Genomic DNA, 19,734 nt, shown 5'->3' on the forward strand with positions numbered 1-19,734 from the left:
GCTTAGTTAAGCTTTAAATAATGGCTGCAATATAGCCACTATTTTTTTAAAAATAAAACTGTTTATTGACTTTTTTTCAATGTTAAAGCAAAAATATAATTTTTTCGCTAATCAAAGCACCTTTTTAATATTAATAATTAAAAAATCAGGCCTGTCCCATGGTCCCGCCAAAATTCATTGTAAAGCCAGAATGGTCCTGCTGAATTTTGATTCTACCATTTGCTGCCTCGTATCTTTCAATATTATTTTCAAGTGCCGACAAAAGCCGTTTAGCGTGTTCAGGCGTTAAAATTATCCTTGTTTTTACCTTCGCTTTGGGGACACCCGGCATAACACGAATAAAATCAAGTACGAATTCGGCGCTTGAATGAGAAATAATGGCCAGGTTTGAATATATGCCTTCTGCAATTTCTTCTGAAAGCTCGATATTCAATTGATCCTCGTTTTGTTCATTGTTCATAAAATCTAAGGTATATCTGTATAGTAATTTGATTATCGATGATCAACGTTAATTAACAATTAAAGTCGGTCATCGTTTAGAATTGACGGAACAAAAGAAAGCATATAAAGTTTTAAAAAAGAAAATATATTAGGAAAACATCAAGATTTTTCACGAAAAAAATACCGAACGAGCGAAAACGAAATAAGCATGATCTACCCAACCGGTAAAAATAAGATGAGTTCGAGAGAAGCAGATATTTAAAAAGAGCCAACGTGCAGTCTCATTAATAAATAGGTGGCAATAAATTTATTAACAACTATCAACACCGATGTGCAAAGTATTATTTGCTGCCTTATATCAACGCTGTATAAATAGCTTAACAAATCCATTGCAGGTGGTTTCCTGGAAACGATTGATCGCGTAATGATCGGGATGGGACGATCCCGATATGGGTTACGTTTTCCGGTCTGTGGCTGATAAACAGATAGCTTCAGATCTATCTCCCGAATGCAGGTAATATGATACGAGCGCACCAATTCCTTCTCTGTTGGCTTTTCGTAGTATGGTAAATTTCCGCTTTTTCAATCATATCAATCCCTGATCTTTGGCGCGATGCCCGAGGTAAGTCTGGATTACTTTTGACGTAGTAAATGTCGAAAAGACGATATTAATAAATGTTATTTATCGTTTGTCGCCAGGGGCCTCTAAATTGTGTCCGTTCCGTACAGTTAAATTTAAGTTATAAACCATCCCGCAAACTTGTGCTTTATCCCGGAGTATAGAAATCTCGTTATATCTTTTGAAACAGCTATGCGTCACAATTTATCTTCACTGATTCCCATCACATGATAAACAAAAAAAAGAAGTATCGCCTGGCCGGAAGTCTATTTTTTTCTTAAGATGACTGAGCAAAACGGTTTCAAGGTAATAGCATTAGTATATTTGATGTTATTTGTGTCAAAGTAAGTTCCATCTAAACGAATTACCTTGGTAAGTTTTGTGTCGTTATATTTTAAAATAAATGAGTCTCCTGCGGTTTGATCATCTGAATCATTACTATGACTAAGTTTCCACTGAGTTATATTTAACGTTCTATGCAATTTGTTCTGTGCCGCCAGATTAATACCCTTATCCAACTTTGAGTGTATATACTTATTGTTGTTAAATAAACCCATCTTTTCAATTTCATCATTATCGATGGCCCTAAAATCGCCTATAGCCTGTGATGAGTCATTTGAAGCCAATATGTTGTTTGATATTAAATTATCTTTAACAACACTTTTAACAAAATTGCTGCTATGAGCCATAAACAATTGCACATGATTATTACAAATAACATTATTTGAAATATCTATTTTTTTTGCATTATGTATAAATATGCCGCTGCCGTTGTTATTGAACAGTGTATTATCTTTGATCTCTATGTTTGAAGCATTATCATCAATATAGATGCCATTAGCCGTCCAGGGCATAGTACTTTGAGACTGATATCTTCCATGATCAGTGCCATTCCGCGCTTCCATGCCATATGAAATTATATTTCCCAAAATCTTCCTGCCTGTATATTCAGGATTATTTGGACTTGTCCATATATATATACCTCCGGCGTCGTCTTTGTTAATAGCAAAATGGTCTATAATATTATTTTTTATTGTGATTGAATCCCCATTAAAATTAACAGGCAGGTAACCTGTGTTGCTTATTCTATTATAAGCTATCAGGTTATTGCTTCCAAATTTTACAATTGCACTTGTATTATTAGCATTGCAAATGTTTATTGCATTATAGGTACTTTCGCCGCTTTTTCCCATTCCTGGAATTAATCCGGTATTTATAATAGTATTGTTAGTTATAGACGTATGTGAACACGTTGGGCATGTGAAAGCATTATTTAATGTTTCGGCAATTTTTCCGCTATCTATGGTAAAGCCGTCTACATTTGTTGCCGTTATGGCATTACCTCCCGAATAAAGAATATTACATCCTTTTAAAATTATGCCGCTTGCCCGGTTGACTGTTACCGCAGTTTCGTTAGCGCCCTCAATTACAATATTTTCAATAGTGATATTTTTCGAATCATTAAGAGTAACCAAGGTGTCAATTGTACTAGCCTGTACAACCAGGCCGTTAGGTCCGGCAGATCCAAAGTACATGAGCATTTTTTTTGTAGATGGATTAAAATACCATTCTCCCATCATATCAAGAGTAGAGGGGTGATTTTGAATAAAATAGCCAAATTTGTCTGTTGCATCATAATGCGACCCCGATTTATAACTTATGGTGTTACCACTGTGATTTGTTATTGGGCTACGATCAATAATCCAATGGTTTTTTCGTATTACAACTTCGCCGCCTGTAAAATTTGCCGGAGCATTGAGGTTTTTATCTGTAATGCTTGTATTTCCCACGTGCGAATCAATGGTAAGATACCCACTATTGGTAGCATTGGCGTTTGGATATCTTCCCATTGGTTGTACCTTATTGTTAAGCGTAACCATATTAATCCCCACTTTACATGACGAACAATCAGCTTCCCATACTCCTCCGCCTCTTGCTTGCCAACCTTTTAATTCAATCAAACCAGAAATAAGCGGCATAGCACCATTACCGTATGAACTAATCAAAATTGGACTTTCAACTGAACCCGAAAAAGAAGGGGTTAAGCGCTCATGCCATGTTCCTCCTCTTTTTAACAAAATCCGGTCTCCAGGTTTCAAAGCAAAAGAATTAACCTTCGCTATAGTTTTCCATGCTGCACCTGGCGACAAACCATTGTTTGAGTCGTTACCGGCCGGATCTATATAATAAGTATTCCGGCTACCACCCAATTCATAACTAATCTTGTCCAAGTTTAATTCGAAACCTGAAGAGATTATAAAGATCATTAAAATCAAATAGTAAATTAAACCCTGGCCGATTCTGTTGTTTACAACTTTGTTAAACATGTTTGAATTTTTCATAATAAATATTTGTGTGATGCCGTCGTCTACACTTCGCCATCTTCCTAAATTGAAATAAACTATTGATCTGAATGGATAATAGTTAATAAGCAGGTATCGAACAATTTACTATTCAGACACGTCAACAGTCCTTAAACAAGAAACAGCTTAAATAGTTTATTATTGCGTTGATATAAATCTTAATTTATCACTATTAGATTGGGTGAAGAATCAAGGTAGTGTTTTCTCATTGCGCACATCTAGCTACGATGCGTTCATATTATATTCATTAAACGATAACAATATCGAAAATAAAAGCAGTTTTTGGATATTCTTCGTACTTCTTATAGCCCCTCTTTTGAACATTTATTAATGATTTACATTAGTTAGCTTATTGATTGTATGTAAATAAAATCCAGGGGGTTGCCTATTGGGGTGGGTACTCATTTAGTTCATTTTTCGGATATCACGATCGACTCAAGCTAAAACATACATAACCGATATGTTCAAGATCAGAAAAATGGGGTCACAAATGTTGGCACATCTATGCAGGATTTTAATGTCGAAAACGAGATTAATAAGAACATCGGTAATTATTAATGCGAATATTTAAGTGAACTTTATATCAACACTATCATTGAACTATTAATCATAAAATAAAGAGGCCGCATCATTTTATGTATGATACGGCCTCTTTTCATCATTTATAAAAGCTTATGCCTCTACTTCTTCAGCTTTTGAAGCCATTAAGCGGTCAAACTCTTCCTGTGAGCCTACACGGATATTTTCGTATTCGCGTAAACCTGTACCGGAAGGAATAAGGTGACCAACAATAACGTTTTCTTTCAAGCCAAGCATGTTGTCTTTTTTACCTGCGATTGCTGCTTCGTTCAGTACTTTGGTAGTTTCCTGGAACGAGGCGGCAGAGATAAACGATTTGGTGCCTAACGAGGCCCTGGTGATACCTTGCAGTATTGGGCTTGATGTAGCTGCGATTGCATCGCGTACTTCAACCAATTTTAAATCTTTACGTTTTAAAATCGAGTTCTCATCGCGTAACCTCCTTAATGATACTATCTGACCAGCTTTTAATGTTGTTGAATCGCCTGGCTCAACTACAACTTTCTTGTCAAATATCTCATCGTTCTCGTTCATGAAATCCCAGCTGTCAACAGCTTCACGCTCCAAGAAACGGGTATCACCTGCATCCTCGATAGCTACTTTCTGCATCATCTGGTGAACGATAACCTCAAAGTGTTTATCGTTAATTTTCACACCCTGCAAACGGTAAACCTCTTGTATACCATTTACCAGATACTCCTGCACTGCAGCCGGGCCTTTAATAGCCAGAATATCTGCCGGAGATATGGACCCATCTGATAACGGCATACCAGCCTTCACAAAGTCGTTATCCTGTACCAGGATGTGTTTTGACAATGGAACAAGGTATTTCTTGATCTGGCCATCTTTTGATTCGATGGTCATTTCGCGGTTACCACGTTTAATACCGCCTAAGGTTACCACACCATCAATTTCTGTTACTACAGCCGGGTTAGATGGGTTACGTGCTTCAAACAACTCGGTTACACGTGGTAAACCACCGGTGATATCGCGTGTTTTACCAGTTGAACGAGGGATTTTAGCAATAACCTGTCCGGTTTGTAGTTTTTCGCCTTCTTCAACAGCAATGTGAGCGCCTACAGGAATATTATATCCTTTTATTACGTTACCTTTTGTATCCGTGATCTGGATAACAGGGTTTTTAGTTTTATCCCTGGTATCGATAATTACTTTTTCGCGGTGACCGGTTTGCTCGTCAGATTCTTCACGGAAAGTGATACCTTCTAATACAGCTTCAAACTGGGTTAAACCTGCAAATTCAGATATGATAACCGCATTGTACGGATCCCATGAACAAATCCTGTCGCCTCTGGTGATTTTGGCACCATCTTTAACATACAGATATGAACCGTAAGGGATGTTGTTGGTAACAATAACTTTATTGCTTCCCTGTTCAACAATCCTGAACTCGCCAGAACGACCTAACACCACATCAACTTTACCTTCTTCGGCGGTATTGAATTCAACAGTACGTACGTTTTCAAATTCGATGATACCATCAAACTTAGCGTTGATCTGTGACTCAGCCGCGATGTTTGATGCGGTACCACCCACGTGGAATGTACGTAACGTTAACTGTGTACCTGGCTCACCAATTGATTGTGCAGCAATTACACCAACAGCCTCGCCTTTTTGCACGCGTTTACCGCTTGCAAGGTTACGGCCATAGCATAATGCACATACACCTCTCCTGCTTTCGCAAGTCAATACCGAACGGATTTCAACACCTTCTAAAGGAGAGTTTTCAATTTTCTTGGCAACTTCCTCTGTCAGATCCTGTCCTGCAGATGCCAGCAATTCGCCTGTGATAGGGTCATGAACATCATGCAAGGTAGTACGGCCTAAAATACGATCGTATAATGGCTCAACAATATCTTCGTTATCTTTTAGCGCAGTTGTATAAATACCCCTTAAGGTACCGCAATCCACTTCGCCTACAATCATATCCTGGGCAACGTCATGCAGCCTACGGGTTAAGTAACCAGCATCAGCTGTTTTTAACGCCGTATCCGCCAAACCTTTACGTGCACCGTGGGTAGAGATAAAGTACTCCAATACCGACAAACCTTCTTTAAAGTTTGAAAGAATCGGGTTCTCGATAATCTCGCCACCTGAACCAGATTTCTGAGGCTTAGCCATCAAACCACGCATACCTGCAAGCTGACGAATCTGCTCTTTAGAACCACGCGCTCCGGAATCAAGCATCATATACACCGAGTTAAAGCCCTGGTTATCGTTGCTCAGGATGTCCATCACATTCGCGGTTAAGCGGTTGTTGATACGGGTCCAGATATCGATAATTTGGTTATAACGCTCGTTGTTGGTAATGAAACCCATGTTATAGTTACCCATAACCTCTTCAACCTGTTTAGAGGCTGTTTCAATCAGTGTAACTTTTTCTGCAGGAATGTTGATATCCTTCAGGTTAAATGATAAACCACCCTGAAATGCCATCTTGAAACCTAACTCCTTAATATCATCAAGGAATTGTGCTGCACGTGCCATACCGGTAATTTTCACCACCTCGCCAATAATATCACGCAGTGATTTCTTGGTAAGCAGTTCATTGATATAACCTACTTCAACAGGTACATGTTCGTTAAACAACACGCGGCCTACAGTAGTATCAATAATTTTGCTTACAATATTGCCTTCACGGTCTTTTGTCAAAGCTTTAACTTTTATAAAGGCGTGCAAATCAATTTTACGTTCGTTGTAAGCAATAATAACTTCTTCGGATGAGTAAAAAGTTAAACCCTGGCCTTTTACAACACGTCCATCATCAGTTTTACGGCCTTTGGTTATGTAGTACAAACCAAGCACCATGTCTTGTGATGGTACTGTAATAGGCGTACCGTTGGCAGGGTTCAAAATGTTGTGTGATGCAAGCATCAATACCTGGGCTTCCAAAATTGCCGCGTTACCAAGTGGTACGTGAACGGCCATCTGGTCACCGTCAAAATCCGCGTTGAAGGCCGTACAGGTTAATGGGTGCAATTGAATCGCTTTACCTTCAACCAGTTTAGGCTGGAACGACTGAATACCCAACCTGTGCAGCGTAGGCGCACGGTTTAGCAATACAGGGTGTCCTTTCAATACGTTTTCCAAAATATCCCAAACTAATGGGTCTTTACGGTCAACAATCTTTTTGGCAGATTTTACTGTTTTAACCACACCACGCTCAATCATTTTGCGGATGATAAATGGTTTAAACAGCTCGGCAGCCATATCTTTTGGTAAACCGCACTCGTGTAATTTAAGGTTTGGCCCTACAACAATTACCGAACGGGCAGAGTAATCCACACGTTTACCTAATAAGTTTTGACGGAAACGGCCTTGTTTACCTTTCAGGATATCCGAAAGTGATTTCAAAGCACGGTTACCTTCGGTTTTAACCGCGTTAACTTTACGTGAGTTGTCAAATAACGAATCTACAGCTTCCTGTAACATACGTTTTTCGTTACGTAAGATAACTTCCGGCGCTTTAATCTCGATCAAACGTTTTAAACGGTTGTTACGGATAATTACACGGCGGTAAAGGTCATTCAAATCTGAAGTAGCGAAACGACCGCCTTCCAAAGGCACTAACGGACGCAATTCAGGCGGGATAACCGGAACGATTTTAACAATCATCCACTCTGGGTTATTTTCAATCCTGGTTTTTGCGTCACGGAAAGCCTCAACAACCTGTAAACGTTTTAAAGCTTCGTTTTTACGTTGTTGTGAAGTTTCGTTTGCTGCCTGGTGGCGTAAGCTAAATGAAAGCTCATCCAAATCAAGGCGTTTTAACAGTTCTTCCAAAGCCTCGGCGCCCATTTTGGCAACAAATTTCTGAGGATCTTTGTCGTCAAGGTACTGGTTTTCTTTCGGAAGAGTATCTAATACGTCAAGGTATTCTTCTTCAGTCAAGAAATCCATTTTGTTGATTCCGTCTGCTTCTTTAATACCTGGTTGTATAACTACGTAACGCTCGTAGTAAATAATTAAGTCTAAACGTTTTGTTGGCAAGCCCAGTAAGTAGCCAATTTTGTTTGGCAACGAACGGAAGTACCAGATGTGCGCAACAGGAACTACAAGGTTAATGTGGCCCATGCGCTCGCGACGAACTTTTTTCTCGGTTACTTCAACACCGCAACGGTCGCAAACTATACCCTTGTAACGGATACGTTTGTATTTACCGCAATGGCACTCATAATCTTTAACCGGACCAAAAATACGCTCGCAGAATAAACCATCACGCTCAGGCTTATAGGTCCTGTAGTTGATGGTTTCTGGTTTTAAAACCTCACCGCTTGAACGCTCAAGAATGGACTCGGGAGAGGCCAGGCTGATCGTAATTGTGGTGAAATTACTTTTGATTTTATTATCCTTTTTGTAAGACATAGTCTCCTTGTTTTTTTAATGATTGAATTAGTGAGTTAGTGAATTAGTGATTTAAGCAACCTGCCAAACCATTCACATTATTCTTGAATTAGCGAGTTAGCAAATTCTGATCGACTTTATCAATCACTAATTCACTAACTCACTAAATCACTAATTATTCCAGAGTGATATCTAAACCTAAACCTCTTAATTCATGAACCAATACGTTGAATGATTCAGGAACTGACGGTGTTGGCAGGTTTTCACCTTTAACAATAGCCTCATAAGTTTTGGCACGGCCGATAACATCATCCGATTTAACGGTTAATATCTCTTGCAGGATATTGGCAGCACCAAATGCTTCCAATGCCCAAACCTCCATCTCACCAAAACGCTGACCACCAAACTGGGCTTTACCACCCAATGGTTGTTGTGTAATTAATGAGTATGGCCCGATAGAACGTGCGTGCATCTTATCATCAACCATGTGACCAAGTTTCAGCATATATATGATACCTACTGTGGTTTGCTGGTCAAAACGGTCGCCTGTTAAGCCATTGTATAAATAGGTACGGCCAGATTCTGGTAAGTTTGCCTTTTTAACCCACTCCTCAACTTCGGTATGGCTTGCACCATCAAAAATTGGGGTAGCGAATTTAATGCCCAACTCTTTACCTGCCCAACCTAATACGGTTTCGTATATCTGCCCTAAGTTCATACGTGAAGGTACCCCCAGCGGGTTCAACACAATATCAACCGGTGTTCCGTCTTCAAGGAAAGGCATATCCTCATCACGTACAATACGTGCAACAATACCCTTATTACCGTGACGACCGGCCATTTTATCACCTACTTTAAGCTTACGCTTTTTAGCGATGTAAACTTTAGCCATTTGAACTATACCCGATGGCAGCTCATCACCCACGCTGATAGCGAATTTATCACGACGGTAAGCGCCCAACTCTTCATTAACCTTGATGTTGTAGTTATGAAGTAAGGTTTTTATCTGGTCGTTTTTATCATCATCAGTTGTCCATTTAGTTGGGTTAATGTTTTCGTAATTAAGCTCAACTAAAATTTTCTGGGTAAATTTTACACCTTTAGGCACATGAAGCTCTTTGTAAACATTGTAAACACCTTGTGATGTTTTGCCATTCACAATCTCAAATAACTTTTCAATCAAAGTGTTTTTAAGATCTTTTACTGCTTTATCATGTTTGTTATCCAGTTTCTCCAACTGTGCTTTTTCTTCGGCTTTCGACGTTTTCTTAGCACGGCTAAACAATTTGGTATCTATAACCACCCCGGCAATCGACGGTGGAGTTTTTAAAGATGCATCCTTAACATCACCTGCTTTATCACCAAAAATGGCGCGTAACAGTTTTTCTTCCGGTGATGGGTCAGATTCGCCTTTCGGAGTAATCTTACCAATCAGGATATCGCCTTCTTTAACCTCGGCACCTACACGGATAATACCGTCTTCGTCAAGGTCTTTAGTAGCTTCTTCTGATACGTTAGGGATATCTGGTGTTAATTCTTCTTCACCACGTTTGGTATCACGTACCTCCAGTTCAAACTCTTCAACGTGAAGTGAAGTGAAAATATCCTGTGATACAACGCGCTCAGAGATCACGATAGCATCCTCAAAGTTGTAACCTTGCCAAGGCATGAAAGCCACCTTTAAGTTACGGCCCAGGGCAAGCTCGCCTGCCTGTGTTGCGTAACCTTCGCAAAGCACTTCGCCTTTTGATACCCTTTGGCCTTTTTTAACAATAGGCTTAAGGTTCATGGTAGTACTTTGGTTGGTTTTCTTGAACTTGGTTAAACGGTAGCTTTTTGAATCGCCATCAAATGATATCAGGCGGTCAAGCTCGTTACGGTCATATTTAATACGAATTTCGTTTGCATCTACATACTCAACCACACCATCGCCTTCGGCATTGATTAGTGTACGTGAATCTTTTGCCACACGACCTTCCAAACCGGTACCAACAATCGGCGCCTCAGGGCGTAACAAAGGCACAGCCTGGCGTTGCATGTTCGATCCCATCAAGGCACGGTTAGCATCATCATGTTCCAAAAACGGAATTAATGAAGCTGCGATAGAGGTGATCTGGTTTGGAGCAATATCCATTAAATCCAGCCTTTCAGGCTCGATGATCGGGAAGTCACCTTCAAAACGTGCTTTTACTTTCGGTAATGCAAATACACCTTTATCATCGTAATGCGCGTTTGCCTGGCCTATAGTTTTACCATCCTCGTCCTCAGCAGATAAGTAAATAACCGGCTCATCAACCTGCACTTTACCATCAACCACACGTTTGTACGGTGTTTCGATAAAGCCTAAGTTGTTAATCTTGGCGTGTACGCAAAGCGACGAGATCAAACCAATGTTCGGTCCTTCAGGAGTTTCGATAGTACATAACCTACCGTAGTGGGTGTAGTGTACGTCACGAACCTCGAAACCTGCACGCTCGCGTGACAGACCACCGGGCCCAAGGGCTGACAGACGACGCTTGTGCGTAATCTCTGCCAGTGGATTGGTTTGGTCCATAAACTGTGATAACTGGTTAGTTCCGAAGAACGAGTTGATCACAGATGATAGTGTACGTGCGTTAATCAGGTCAGTAGGTGTAAATACCTCGTTGTCGCGGATGTTCATACGCTCGCGGATGGTACGGGCCATACGGGCCAAACCAACACCAAACTGGGCATATAATTGCTCGCCCACTGTACGAACACGACGGTTTGACAAGTGGTCAATATCATCCACCTCGGCTTTTGAGTTGATCAGTTTGATCAAATATTTTACGATGGCGATAATATCCTGTTTGGTTAATACCTTAGTTTCATCAGAGGTATTTAATTTCAATTTACGGTTGATGCGGTAACGGCCCACATCGCCCAGATCATATCTTTTATCCGAGAAGAACAAACGATCGATAATACCACGTGCAGTTTCCTCATCAGGTGGTTCGGCGTTACGTAATTGACGGTAGATATGCTCAACCGCTTCTTTCTCAGAGTTCGAAGTATCTTTTTGTAATGTATTATATATAATAGTATAATCACCGCTGGTTGAAGCATCTTCCTTGTTCAGGATGATGGTTTTAACGCCAGCATCAATGATCATATCAATATGGTCATCTTCTAATACAGTTTCACGCTCAAGGATAATTTCGTTACGGTCGATAGATACCACTTCACCGGTATCCTCATCCACAAAATCTTCTACCCATTTTTTAAGTACCCTTGCAGCAAGCTTACGGCCAATGAATTTCTTCAGGCCCGATTTGCTAACTTTTACTTCGTCGGCCAGTTCAAATAACTCTAATATATCTTTGTCAGAGTCATAACCAATAGCACGAAGCAACGTGGTAACCGGGAATTTCTTTTTACGGTCAATGTAAGCATACATCACGTTGTTAACGTCTGTAGCAAACTCAATCCATGAACCCTTGAAAGGAATAACACGGGCAGAGTATAATTTTGTACCGTTGGTATGGCGGCTTTGACCAAAGAATACACCAGGTGAACGGTGTAACTGCGATACAATTACACGCTCGGCACCGTTAATAACAAATGTACCTTTAGGTGTCATATAAGGGATAGTACCCAAATAAACATCCTGTACAATTGTTTCAAAATCTTCGTGCTCCTCATCATTACATGACAGGCGAAGCTTGGCTTTTAATGGTACGCTATAAGTTAATCCGCGCTCGATACACTCTTGTATATCATAACGTGGCGGATCAATAAAGTAATCCAGAAACTCTAAAACGAAGATGTTCCTTGAATCTGAGATAGGAAAATTTTCAGCAAACACTTTAAACAAACCTTCTTTATAGCGGTTGTCTGAGGTGGTTTCCAATTGAAAAAATTCCTGGAAAGATTGTAACTGAACATCCAGGAAATCGGGGTAATCAAGTACCTTTCTACTGGTTGCAAAGTTTACTCTTTGATTAATGTTGTTTGCCAAGGTGTTTAATTTTTAGTTTATTAATAAACTTTTGTAGATGTGAGATTTGAGATGTGAGATTTGAGACCGAATATGTTGCAGAAGGCTGGTAGTTAAAAGTTTAACCGCCAAAAATCTCATATCTTACATCTCATATCTGGCATCTAATATCCAAACCTTTATAAACAGCAATAGACCCCGACCAAAATAGGTCGGAGTCTCATGCTATATTTTATTGGGTTAACTTATTTAACCTCAACTACTGCTCCAGCTTCTTCTAATTGTTTTTTCAAAGATTCAGCTTCTTCTTTAGTTACACCGGTTTTAACTTCTTTTGGTGCACCATCAACAAGATCTTTAGCTTCTTTCAAACCTAAGCCAGTTAAGTCTTTTACTAATTTAACAACTGCTAATTTAGCGCCACCTGCTTCTTTCAGGATAACGTCAAATGCAGTTTGTACTGCTTCAGCAGCAGGAGCGTCATCGCCACCAGCCGGAGCAGCAGCAACAGCAACAGCTGCAGCAGCAGGCTCAATACCATACTCGTCTTTTAAGATCTGAGCTAATTCGTTTACTTCCTTTACTGTTAAGTTTACCAACTGTTCAGCAAACGCTTTTAAATCCGCCATTTTATTTAAATTTTACTTTTAATGCTTTTTGTTTATTGTTATCTAACTTTATTGAGGTGTTAGTTAACCTCTTTCTTGTAATGTTTTTACCAAACCTGCGATAGTATTTCCGCCTGATTGCAGTGCAGAAATAACATTCTTGGCTGGTGATTGCAATAATCCGATAACTTCGCCTATCAGCTGCTCTTTTGATTTCAACTTGATCAACGTATCGATCTGGTTGTCGCCAATAAATATTGCTGAATCAATATAAGCTGCTTTTAAAATCGGTTTGTCACTTTTTTTCCTTAATTGTTTAATCAACTTTGCCGGGGCAGTTGCTGATTTTGAAAAAAGGATTGATGATGAACCTTTTAATACATCAAATATTGGAGTGTAATCGCCACCTGCAGCTTCCATAGCTTTTTTAATCAAGCTATTTTTTGCCACTTTCATTGTGATTTCGCTTTGGAAACACTGACGGCGGATATCGTTGATCTTTGCAACTGTTAAATTAGAGGTATCAGTAATATAGAAATTACCGTACTCTTTCATTTGCTCAGTAAGGGCAAGAACAAGGTCGTATTTTTCTTCTTTATTCATGATTAGATCCCCGCTACTGATTTAGTTTCAACTGTTATTCCAGGAGACATGGTTGAAGAGATGTGAATGCTCTTGAAATATGTTCCTTTTGCTGCTGATGGTTTTAATTTTGAGATAGTTTGCAATACTTCTAATGCATTCTCATAAATTTTATCTGCAGGGAATGATGCTTTTCCTATTGAGGTATGGATGATACCTGTTTTATCAACCTTGAAGTCGATTTTACCGCCTTTTACCTCAGTTACAGCTTTTCCAACTTCTGGAGTTACTGTTCCTGATTTAGGGTTTGGCATAAGGTTACGCGGGCCTAAAATTCTACCCAAACGACCTACCTTAGCCATTACACTTGGCATAGTGATGATAATATCAACGTCAGTCCATCCGCCTTCAATCTTGGCAATATATTCATCCAAACCTACGTAATCCGCACCTGCATCTTTAGCTTCTTGTTCCTTATCAGGAGTACAAAGCACCAATACACGTACAGTTTTACCGGTTCCATGAGGTAATGTTGCAATACCACGTACCATTTGATTGGCTTTACGCGGGTCAACACCTAAACGAACGTCTATATCAACTGATGAATCAAATTTAGTTAAGGTTAATTCCTTTACCAAAGCTGATGCAGCTTCTAATGAATACGATTTGTTTGCCTCAATTTTGGAGAGTGCCGCTTTTTGATTTTTTGTTAATCTAGCCACTGTCTTAAACTGATTTTGTATAAATTAATAATTTTTGATCCGAGATCTGAGATCTAAGATTTGAGATTTTAAAAATCCGAAATCGAAAATCCGAAATCCGAAACCAATTTAGTTCCAGGGAGCCGTACCTGATACGGTGATTCCCATACTACGGGCAGTACCTGCCACCATTTTCATGGCTGATTCTACAGTAAATGCATTTAAATCTACCATTTTATCTTTGGCTATAGTTTCAACCTGCTCCCAATTTACATTGGCAACTTTTTTACGGTTGGGTTCAGCCGAACCACTTTTTAAACCTGTAACTTCCAATAACTGGATTGCAACAGGAGGGGTTTTGATGATAAATTCGAAAGATTTGTCAACATAAACAGTAATCAAAACAGGCAACACTTTTCCAGCTTTATCCTGGGTACGTGCATTAAATTGCTTGCAAAACTCCATGATGTTCACACCTTTTGCACCCAATGCAGGGCCAATTGGAGGTGATGGGTTTGCGGCGCCGCCTTTAACCTGCAGCTTTACCATTGCACCGATCTCTTTTGCCATTTTAATTTACTTTAATTATAACTCAATGTTAGTAAGTGGAAGCTAAGTAACATTTAAGGACGTTTTGATTTCGGATTTGGGATTTTCCATTTCGGATTTATTCCCTTACTCTTCTATCTTATATTTTAAAATTCAAAAATTCCGAAATCGAAAATCCGACACCCGAAATTTTTGAAAACTATTCTTTCTCTACCTGCATGTAATTCAATTCAAGCGGCGTACGGCGCCCAAATATCTTTACCATAACTTTTAATTTCTTTTTCTCTTCGTTAACTTCTTCGATAACACCGCTGAAGCCATTGAAAGGTCCGTCCATTACTTTTACGTTTTCGCCTATGTAGTAAGGTACGTTCATTGTTTCGCCTTGGGCACTCATTTCATCAACCTTACCTAAAATACGGTTAACTTCGGCTTGGCGCAGTGGGATAGCATTACCGGCTTTATCGCCTAAAAATCCTATAACACTGTTTATATTTTTGATGATGTGTTCGGTTTCGCCATCTAATACAGCTTCCATCAATACATAGCCCGGAAAGTAGTTACGCTCTTTAGCAATCTTTTTTCCATCGCGCATTTGGTAATACTTTTCTGTCGGTATTAATACCTGTGGTACCAAATGGGTAATGCCCAAACGACTAATTTCGGCATCTATATATTGTTTAACCTTTTTTTCTTTACCACTTATGGCCCTAACTACATACCACTTCAATTGATCACTCATCGCTATCTCCTAAATATTATGTAAGTGAACTATAAAATGCTTTAAGCAAATAAGCTATGATCTGGTCCATACCTAAAATAACCAAGGCAATGATAATTGCAGCAACCAATACCAATATGGCACTGCTTTGCAACTCACGCCAGGTTGGCCAGGTTACCTTCTCAGTTAACTCGATGTATGATTCTTTAATATATTCAGTTACGTTAGCCATTTTTAAACTTTGCTTATGCACGGGAACAAGGATTCGAACCCTGATCAAAGGTTTTGGAGACCTCTATTCTACCGTTGAACTATTCCCGTGTATATTTTATAATAAGAAAACATAAGTTTACTTTTTACAGTAAACTTATGTTTCCAATTAACCTTTTTGAAATTCTTATTTCAAAATTTCAGTTACCTGGCCAGCACCTACTGTTCTGCCACCTTCACGGATAGCGAAACGTAAGCCTTTTTCCATAGCGATAGCGTTGATCAATTTTACAGTGATGGTAACGTTATCACCTGGCATAACCATTTCTACACCTTCGGCCAATGAAATTTCACCGGTTACGTCAGTTGTACGGAAATAGAATTGCGGGCGGTATTTGTTGAAGAATGGAGTGTGACGGCCACCTTCTGCTTTTGATAATACGTATACTTCTGCTTTAAAGTCGGTGTGTGGAGTTACTGAACCTGGTTTGCAAATAACCATACCACGACGGATATCAGTTTTTTCAATACCACGTAACAATAAACCTACGTTGTCACCAGCTTCGCCGCGATCAAGGATCTTACGGAACATCTCAACACCAGTTACAGTTGATTTCAAGTTTTCGGCACCCATACCAAGGATGTCAACTTGCTCACCTGAGTTGATTACACCACGCTCAATACGACCGGTAGCAACAGTACCACGACCAGTGATTGAGAATACGTCTTCAACAGGCATTAAGAAAGGAAGATCTGTCAAACGTGGAGGGATAGGGATAAAGTTATCAACAGCATCCATCAACTCCATGATTTTACCAACCCAGGTAGGATCGCCGTTAAGACCACCTAATGCAGAACCCTGGATTACTGGGATATCATCACCTGGATATTCGTAGAATGATAATAATTCACGAATTTCCATTTCTACTAATTCTAATAATTCCGGATCATCAACCATGTCAACCTTGTTCATGAAAACAACAAGTGCAGGTACACCTACCTGACGTGCCAACAGGATGTGTTCGCGGGTTTGTGGCATCGGACCATCAGTTGCAGCAACTACAATGATTGCACCGTCCATCTGAGCAGCACCTGTAACCATGTTTTTCACGTAATCCGCGTGACCTGGACAGTCAACGTGAGCGTAGTGACGGTTAGCAGTTGAGTACTCAACGTGCGCGGTGTTAATTGTAATACCACGTTCTTTTTCTTCAGGAGCTGAGTCAATTGAATCAAATGAACGAGCTTCTGATAAACCTGCATCAGCTAAAACTTTAGTGATAGCTGCAGTAAGGGTTGTTTTGCCGTGGTCAACGTGACCGATTGTACCGATGTTTAAATGCGGTTTACTGCGGTCAAACTTTTCTTTTGCCATGATTTATAATTATTTGTAGGTTAATTTATACTTAAAAATGTACTCTTTATTATGTTTTATTCTGTTGAGCCAACAATGGGATTTGAACCCATGACCTCTTCCTTACCAAGGAAGTGCTCTACCCCTGAGCTACGTCGGCTTATTTTTTTAGTTTGCAGTTATCAGTTGTTAGTTTGCAGTTGCTAGTTAATAATAACTGTAAACTGCCCACGGCCAACTGCCTACTGTAACCGAGCGGAAGACGAGGTTCGAACTCGCGACCTATAGCTTGGAAGGCTATCGCTCTACCAACTGAGCTACTTCCGCTTGTTTTTAATTAGTGAATGAGCGATTTAGTGAATTGGTGATTTTAGCATTCACTAAATCACTAACTCAATAAATCACTCATTCAAAAAAAAGTGGGGAGAGAAGGATTCGAACCTTCGTAGCCGAAGCAGCGGATTTACAGTCCGCCCCATTTGACCGCTCTGGTATCTCCCCAGTTGTTGTTTTCGGATTTGTGCTGTCCAAGATTGAAGCTAAACATCACACCTCCGAAAAAAACAGAGCCTCCTATCGGGATCGAACCAATGACCTACTGATTACAAGTCAGTCGCTCTACCAGCTGAGCTAAGGAGGCTTATCTTTTATTTTACTCTTTCAATTACCGTAACCCAGGGGTTCCGTTTATCGAGCGGCAAAACTAATAAGTTTTTTATATTTTAAAGAACATTCTTTACAAAAATTTACAAGGTATTTTACTACGCTGGCACCTCTCTGAAAGGGATTGCAAATCTACAAAAAAATACCCCGCTGCAAAATTTTTTATCAAAAAAAATCGACGGGCTATAAACCCGTCGATTTTAACCATAAAATGGCCTTTTTTATATTAAAATCCTTCTTCTACCTCGGTTAGTATTACCTTTTTGGCAGCAGCATCGGCTATTGCTTTCTTCTGTTTATGCTTCTCAATCTGCTTGCGCAGGCTCTCAACCGCCAAATCCGTTGCTTCTTCAAAACTTTTGCACTTCTCTTTGGCAAAAATCTGGTTACCCGGCAATAATAATTTAATCTCGGCAATTTTATTTGCCTCATCTTCCACATTCTCAAGCTTTAAGTAAACCTCGCCACTTATAATATGGTCATAAAACGTATCCAGCTTATCAGCTTTCTTCTGAATAAAATCTAATAATTTCCTGTCTGCGGTAAAATGAATTGATTGCACTGTAATTTTCATGTTTCCTCCTTTAATTACGCCTTTGGATGGGCTTGTTTGTAAATAGACTTTAATCGTTCAACTGAATTGTGTGTATAAATCTGGGTAGCGCTAAGGTTAGCGTGCCCCAAAAGTTCTTTAATGGAGTTCAGGTCGGCCCCATTGTTGAGTAAGCTTGTAGCAAATGTGTGCCGCAGCACGTGCGGGCTTCTTTTTGTTTGGGTTGATATGTTAGAGAGGTATTTTTGCACTATCAAATAAATTAGTTGCCGATAAGCGTCGGTACCTTTACTTGTAACGATTAACATTACCGAAATGTTATGAAAATTTTGATTTTTCTTTAACTCCAGGTACCGCCCAAGTAATATCCGCAGTTCGGTATTGATAGGTATAATGCGTTCTTTATTACGTTTGCCCAATACTTTTAAAGTGCCTTCATAATCGTTAATGTCGCTATCTTTCAGGCCCAACAACTCGGCAAGGCGTATACCGGTGCCAAACAATAATTCAACTACAAGTTTGTTGCGCATGCCTTCAAAGTCATCGTCGGCAACAATATCGTTATCCAGCATTTGAGTAAGGCTTGTGCCCTCAACTACTACCGGCAAGTGCTTAGGTATTTTTTGCGAACGAATTTTTGATGCGGGGTTTTGCGTAATAACGCCCTCCTGCAATAAAAATTTAAAATACTTGCGCAGGGTGGCCATCTTGCGGTTAACCGACCGGCCGGTTAATTTATGGTCAATCATGCTCACCATCCAGTTGCGGATGTCATGATACGTAATTTGGTTGGGATGGGTAATTATGGGTTCGGGAACAACGATGGCATCACCAGGGTTGTTGAGGAAGAGCATAAACTGATCCAGGTCTGATTGATAGGCCGATACGGTATGTGAAGAGTACCGTTTTTCGAACTTAATATATTGGATAAAACGCTCTAAAAACATAAAAACTATTTGAACATCCAGAGATTGAATGTACAAATAGTTTTAATATAGTGTTAAGAAAACTGAAAAATTCTTTTGACAGAATTAAACAGTGGTTTCTAAGTTCATATTTTGCTTGTAGATGGCATGTTTAACAACATGACGACGGGTTACAGATTTTTTTTCAAAAGCCTGACGACTGCGAAGCTCTCTTAAAACACCTGTTTTTTCAAATTTCTTTTTGAAGCGTTTCAATGCTTTGTCTAATGATTCGCCGTCTTTTACGTTAATAATGATCATAATTTCCTAAATACCTCCTTTCAAGGGAGGGCAAAGTTAACTATTTGGTTTTGAATATCAAATAGGGAAGGTAAAATAGTTGATTGGGTTGATTAAGTGAGTGGTTAAGATTGTCGCCGGCTTTATTTTGACAGTGCTTTTTAATGTTAAATGTAAATTTGTCTGAATCAGAATTTTCAGAATTGCCTACCTTGTTGCGCCAATTTCTCACAACTCACAACTCACAACTCACAACTCACAACTCA

14 protein-coding genes and 5 tRNA genes are annotated in these 19,734 nt (G+C 39.6%); all 19 read right to left on the reverse strand.

Translation table 11 applies throughout. The annotated features are described in order from the left end of the window. Positions 1-145: 145 nt before the first annotated feature. The gene (locus ACFGVS_RS14730; protein ID WP_439699180.1) at positions 146-460 is read right to left on the reverse strand and encodes a DUF3467 domain-containing protein; all 315 of its coding nucleotides are present in this window, start codon (positions 458-460) and stop codon (positions 146-148) included. 866 nt (positions 461-1,326) lie between these two features. Next, on the reverse strand, positions 1,327-3,402 hold the full coding sequence (locus ACFGVS_RS14735) for a hypothetical protein (RefSeq protein WP_439699181.1): 2,076 nt from the start codon (positions 3,400-3,402) through the stop codon (positions 1,327-1,329). 693 nt (positions 3,403-4,095) lie between these two features. Continuing rightward, positions 4,096-8,385: a DNA-directed RNA polymerase subunit beta' gene (gene rpoC / locus ACFGVS_RS14740; protein WP_274211797.1), complete on the reverse strand. Its 4,290-nt coding sequence runs from the start codon at positions 8,383-8,385 to the stop codon at positions 4,096-4,098. Between the two features lie 154 nt (positions 8,386-8,539). Continuing rightward, positions 8,540-12,343 carry a DNA-directed RNA polymerase subunit beta gene (gene rpoB / locus ACFGVS_RS14745; RefSeq protein ID WP_090642973.1) on the reverse strand — a complete coding sequence of 1,268 codons (3,804 nt, stop codon included), beginning with the start codon at positions 12,341-12,343 and terminating at the stop codon, positions 8,540-8,542. 224 nt (positions 12,344-12,567) lie between these two features. Next, positions 12,568-12,951, reverse strand: a complete 384-nt coding sequence (gene rplL / locus ACFGVS_RS14750; RefSeq protein WP_073405423.1) for a 50S ribosomal protein L7/L12 — start codon at positions 12,949-12,951, stop codon at positions 12,568-12,570. A 63-nt stretch (positions 12,952-13,014) separates the two neighbouring features. After that, positions 13,015-13,533: a 50S ribosomal protein L10 gene (gene rplJ, locus ACFGVS_RS14755; protein WP_090642968.1), complete on the reverse strand. Its 519-nt coding sequence runs from the start codon at positions 13,531-13,533 to the stop codon at positions 13,015-13,017. A gap of 2 nt (positions 13,534-13,535) precedes the next feature. Further along, positions 13,536-14,234 carry a 50S ribosomal protein L1 gene (rplA, locus tag ACFGVS_RS14760; protein ID WP_090642963.1) on the reverse strand — a complete coding sequence of 233 codons (699 nt, stop codon included), beginning with the start codon at positions 14,232-14,234 and terminating at the stop codon, positions 13,536-13,538. A gap of 108 nt (positions 14,235-14,342) precedes the next feature. After that, the gene (rplK, locus tag ACFGVS_RS14765; protein WP_090642959.1) at positions 14,343-14,783 is read right to left on the reverse strand and encodes a 50S ribosomal protein L11; all 441 of its coding nucleotides are present in this window, start codon (positions 14,781-14,783) and stop codon (positions 14,343-14,345) included. A gap of 178 nt (positions 14,784-14,961) precedes the next feature. Beyond that, positions 14,962-15,504: a transcription termination/antitermination protein NusG gene (gene nusG / locus ACFGVS_RS14770; RefSeq protein ID WP_076374894.1), complete on the reverse strand. Its 543-nt coding sequence runs from the start codon at positions 15,502-15,504 to the stop codon at positions 14,962-14,964. Positions 15,505-15,520: 16 nt separating this feature from the next. Then, positions 15,521-15,715 carry a preprotein translocase subunit SecE gene (gene secE / locus ACFGVS_RS14775; RefSeq protein WP_090642955.1) on the reverse strand — a complete coding sequence of 65 codons (195 nt, stop codon included), beginning with the start codon at positions 15,713-15,715 and terminating at the stop codon, positions 15,521-15,523. Positions 15,716-15,733: 18 nt separating this feature from the next. Further along, positions 15,734-15,804, reverse strand: a tRNA-Trp gene (locus ACFGVS_RS14780). Between the two features lie 76 nt (positions 15,805-15,880). Continuing rightward, on the reverse strand, positions 15,881-17,068 hold the full coding sequence (gene tuf, locus ACFGVS_RS14785; RefSeq protein ID WP_090642950.1) for an elongation factor Tu: 1,188 nt from the start codon (positions 17,066-17,068) through the stop codon (positions 15,881-15,883). A gap of 67 nt (positions 17,069-17,135) precedes the next feature. After that, positions 17,136-17,207 (reverse strand) — tRNA-Thr (locus ACFGVS_RS14790). A gap of 94 nt (positions 17,208-17,301) precedes the next feature. Next, positions 17,302-17,374, reverse strand: a tRNA-Gly gene (locus ACFGVS_RS14795). 93 nt (positions 17,375-17,467) lie between these two features. Continuing rightward, positions 17,468-17,548: transfer RNA gene (locus ACFGVS_RS14800), tRNA-Tyr, on the reverse strand. A gap of 66 nt (positions 17,549-17,614) precedes the next feature. Beyond that, positions 17,615-17,687: transfer RNA gene (locus ACFGVS_RS14805), tRNA-Thr, on the reverse strand. A gap of 249 nt (positions 17,688-17,936) precedes the next feature. Continuing rightward, on the reverse strand, positions 17,937-18,284 hold the full coding sequence (hpf, locus tag ACFGVS_RS14810) for a ribosome hibernation-promoting factor, HPF/YfiA family (protein WP_090642946.1): 348 nt from the start codon (positions 18,282-18,284) through the stop codon (positions 17,937-17,939). Positions 18,285-18,298: 14 nt separating this feature from the next. Continuing rightward, complete coding sequence (locus ACFGVS_RS14815; RefSeq protein WP_337993754.1) at positions 18,299-19,246, reverse strand: tyrosine-type recombinase/integrase; 948 nt, start codon at positions 19,244-19,246, stop codon at positions 18,299-18,301. Between the two features lie 48 nt (positions 19,247-19,294). Next, positions 19,295-19,489: a 30S ribosomal protein S21 gene (rpsU, locus tag ACFGVS_RS14820; RefSeq protein WP_090642938.1), complete on the reverse strand. Its 195-nt coding sequence runs from the start codon at positions 19,487-19,489 to the stop codon at positions 19,295-19,297. Positions 19,490-19,734: the final 245 nt, after the last annotated feature.

The organism is Mucilaginibacter sediminis, from assembly GCF_051903035.1.
Lineage (GTDB): Bacteria > Bacteroidota > Bacteroidia > Sphingobacteriales > Sphingobacteriaceae > Mucilaginibacter.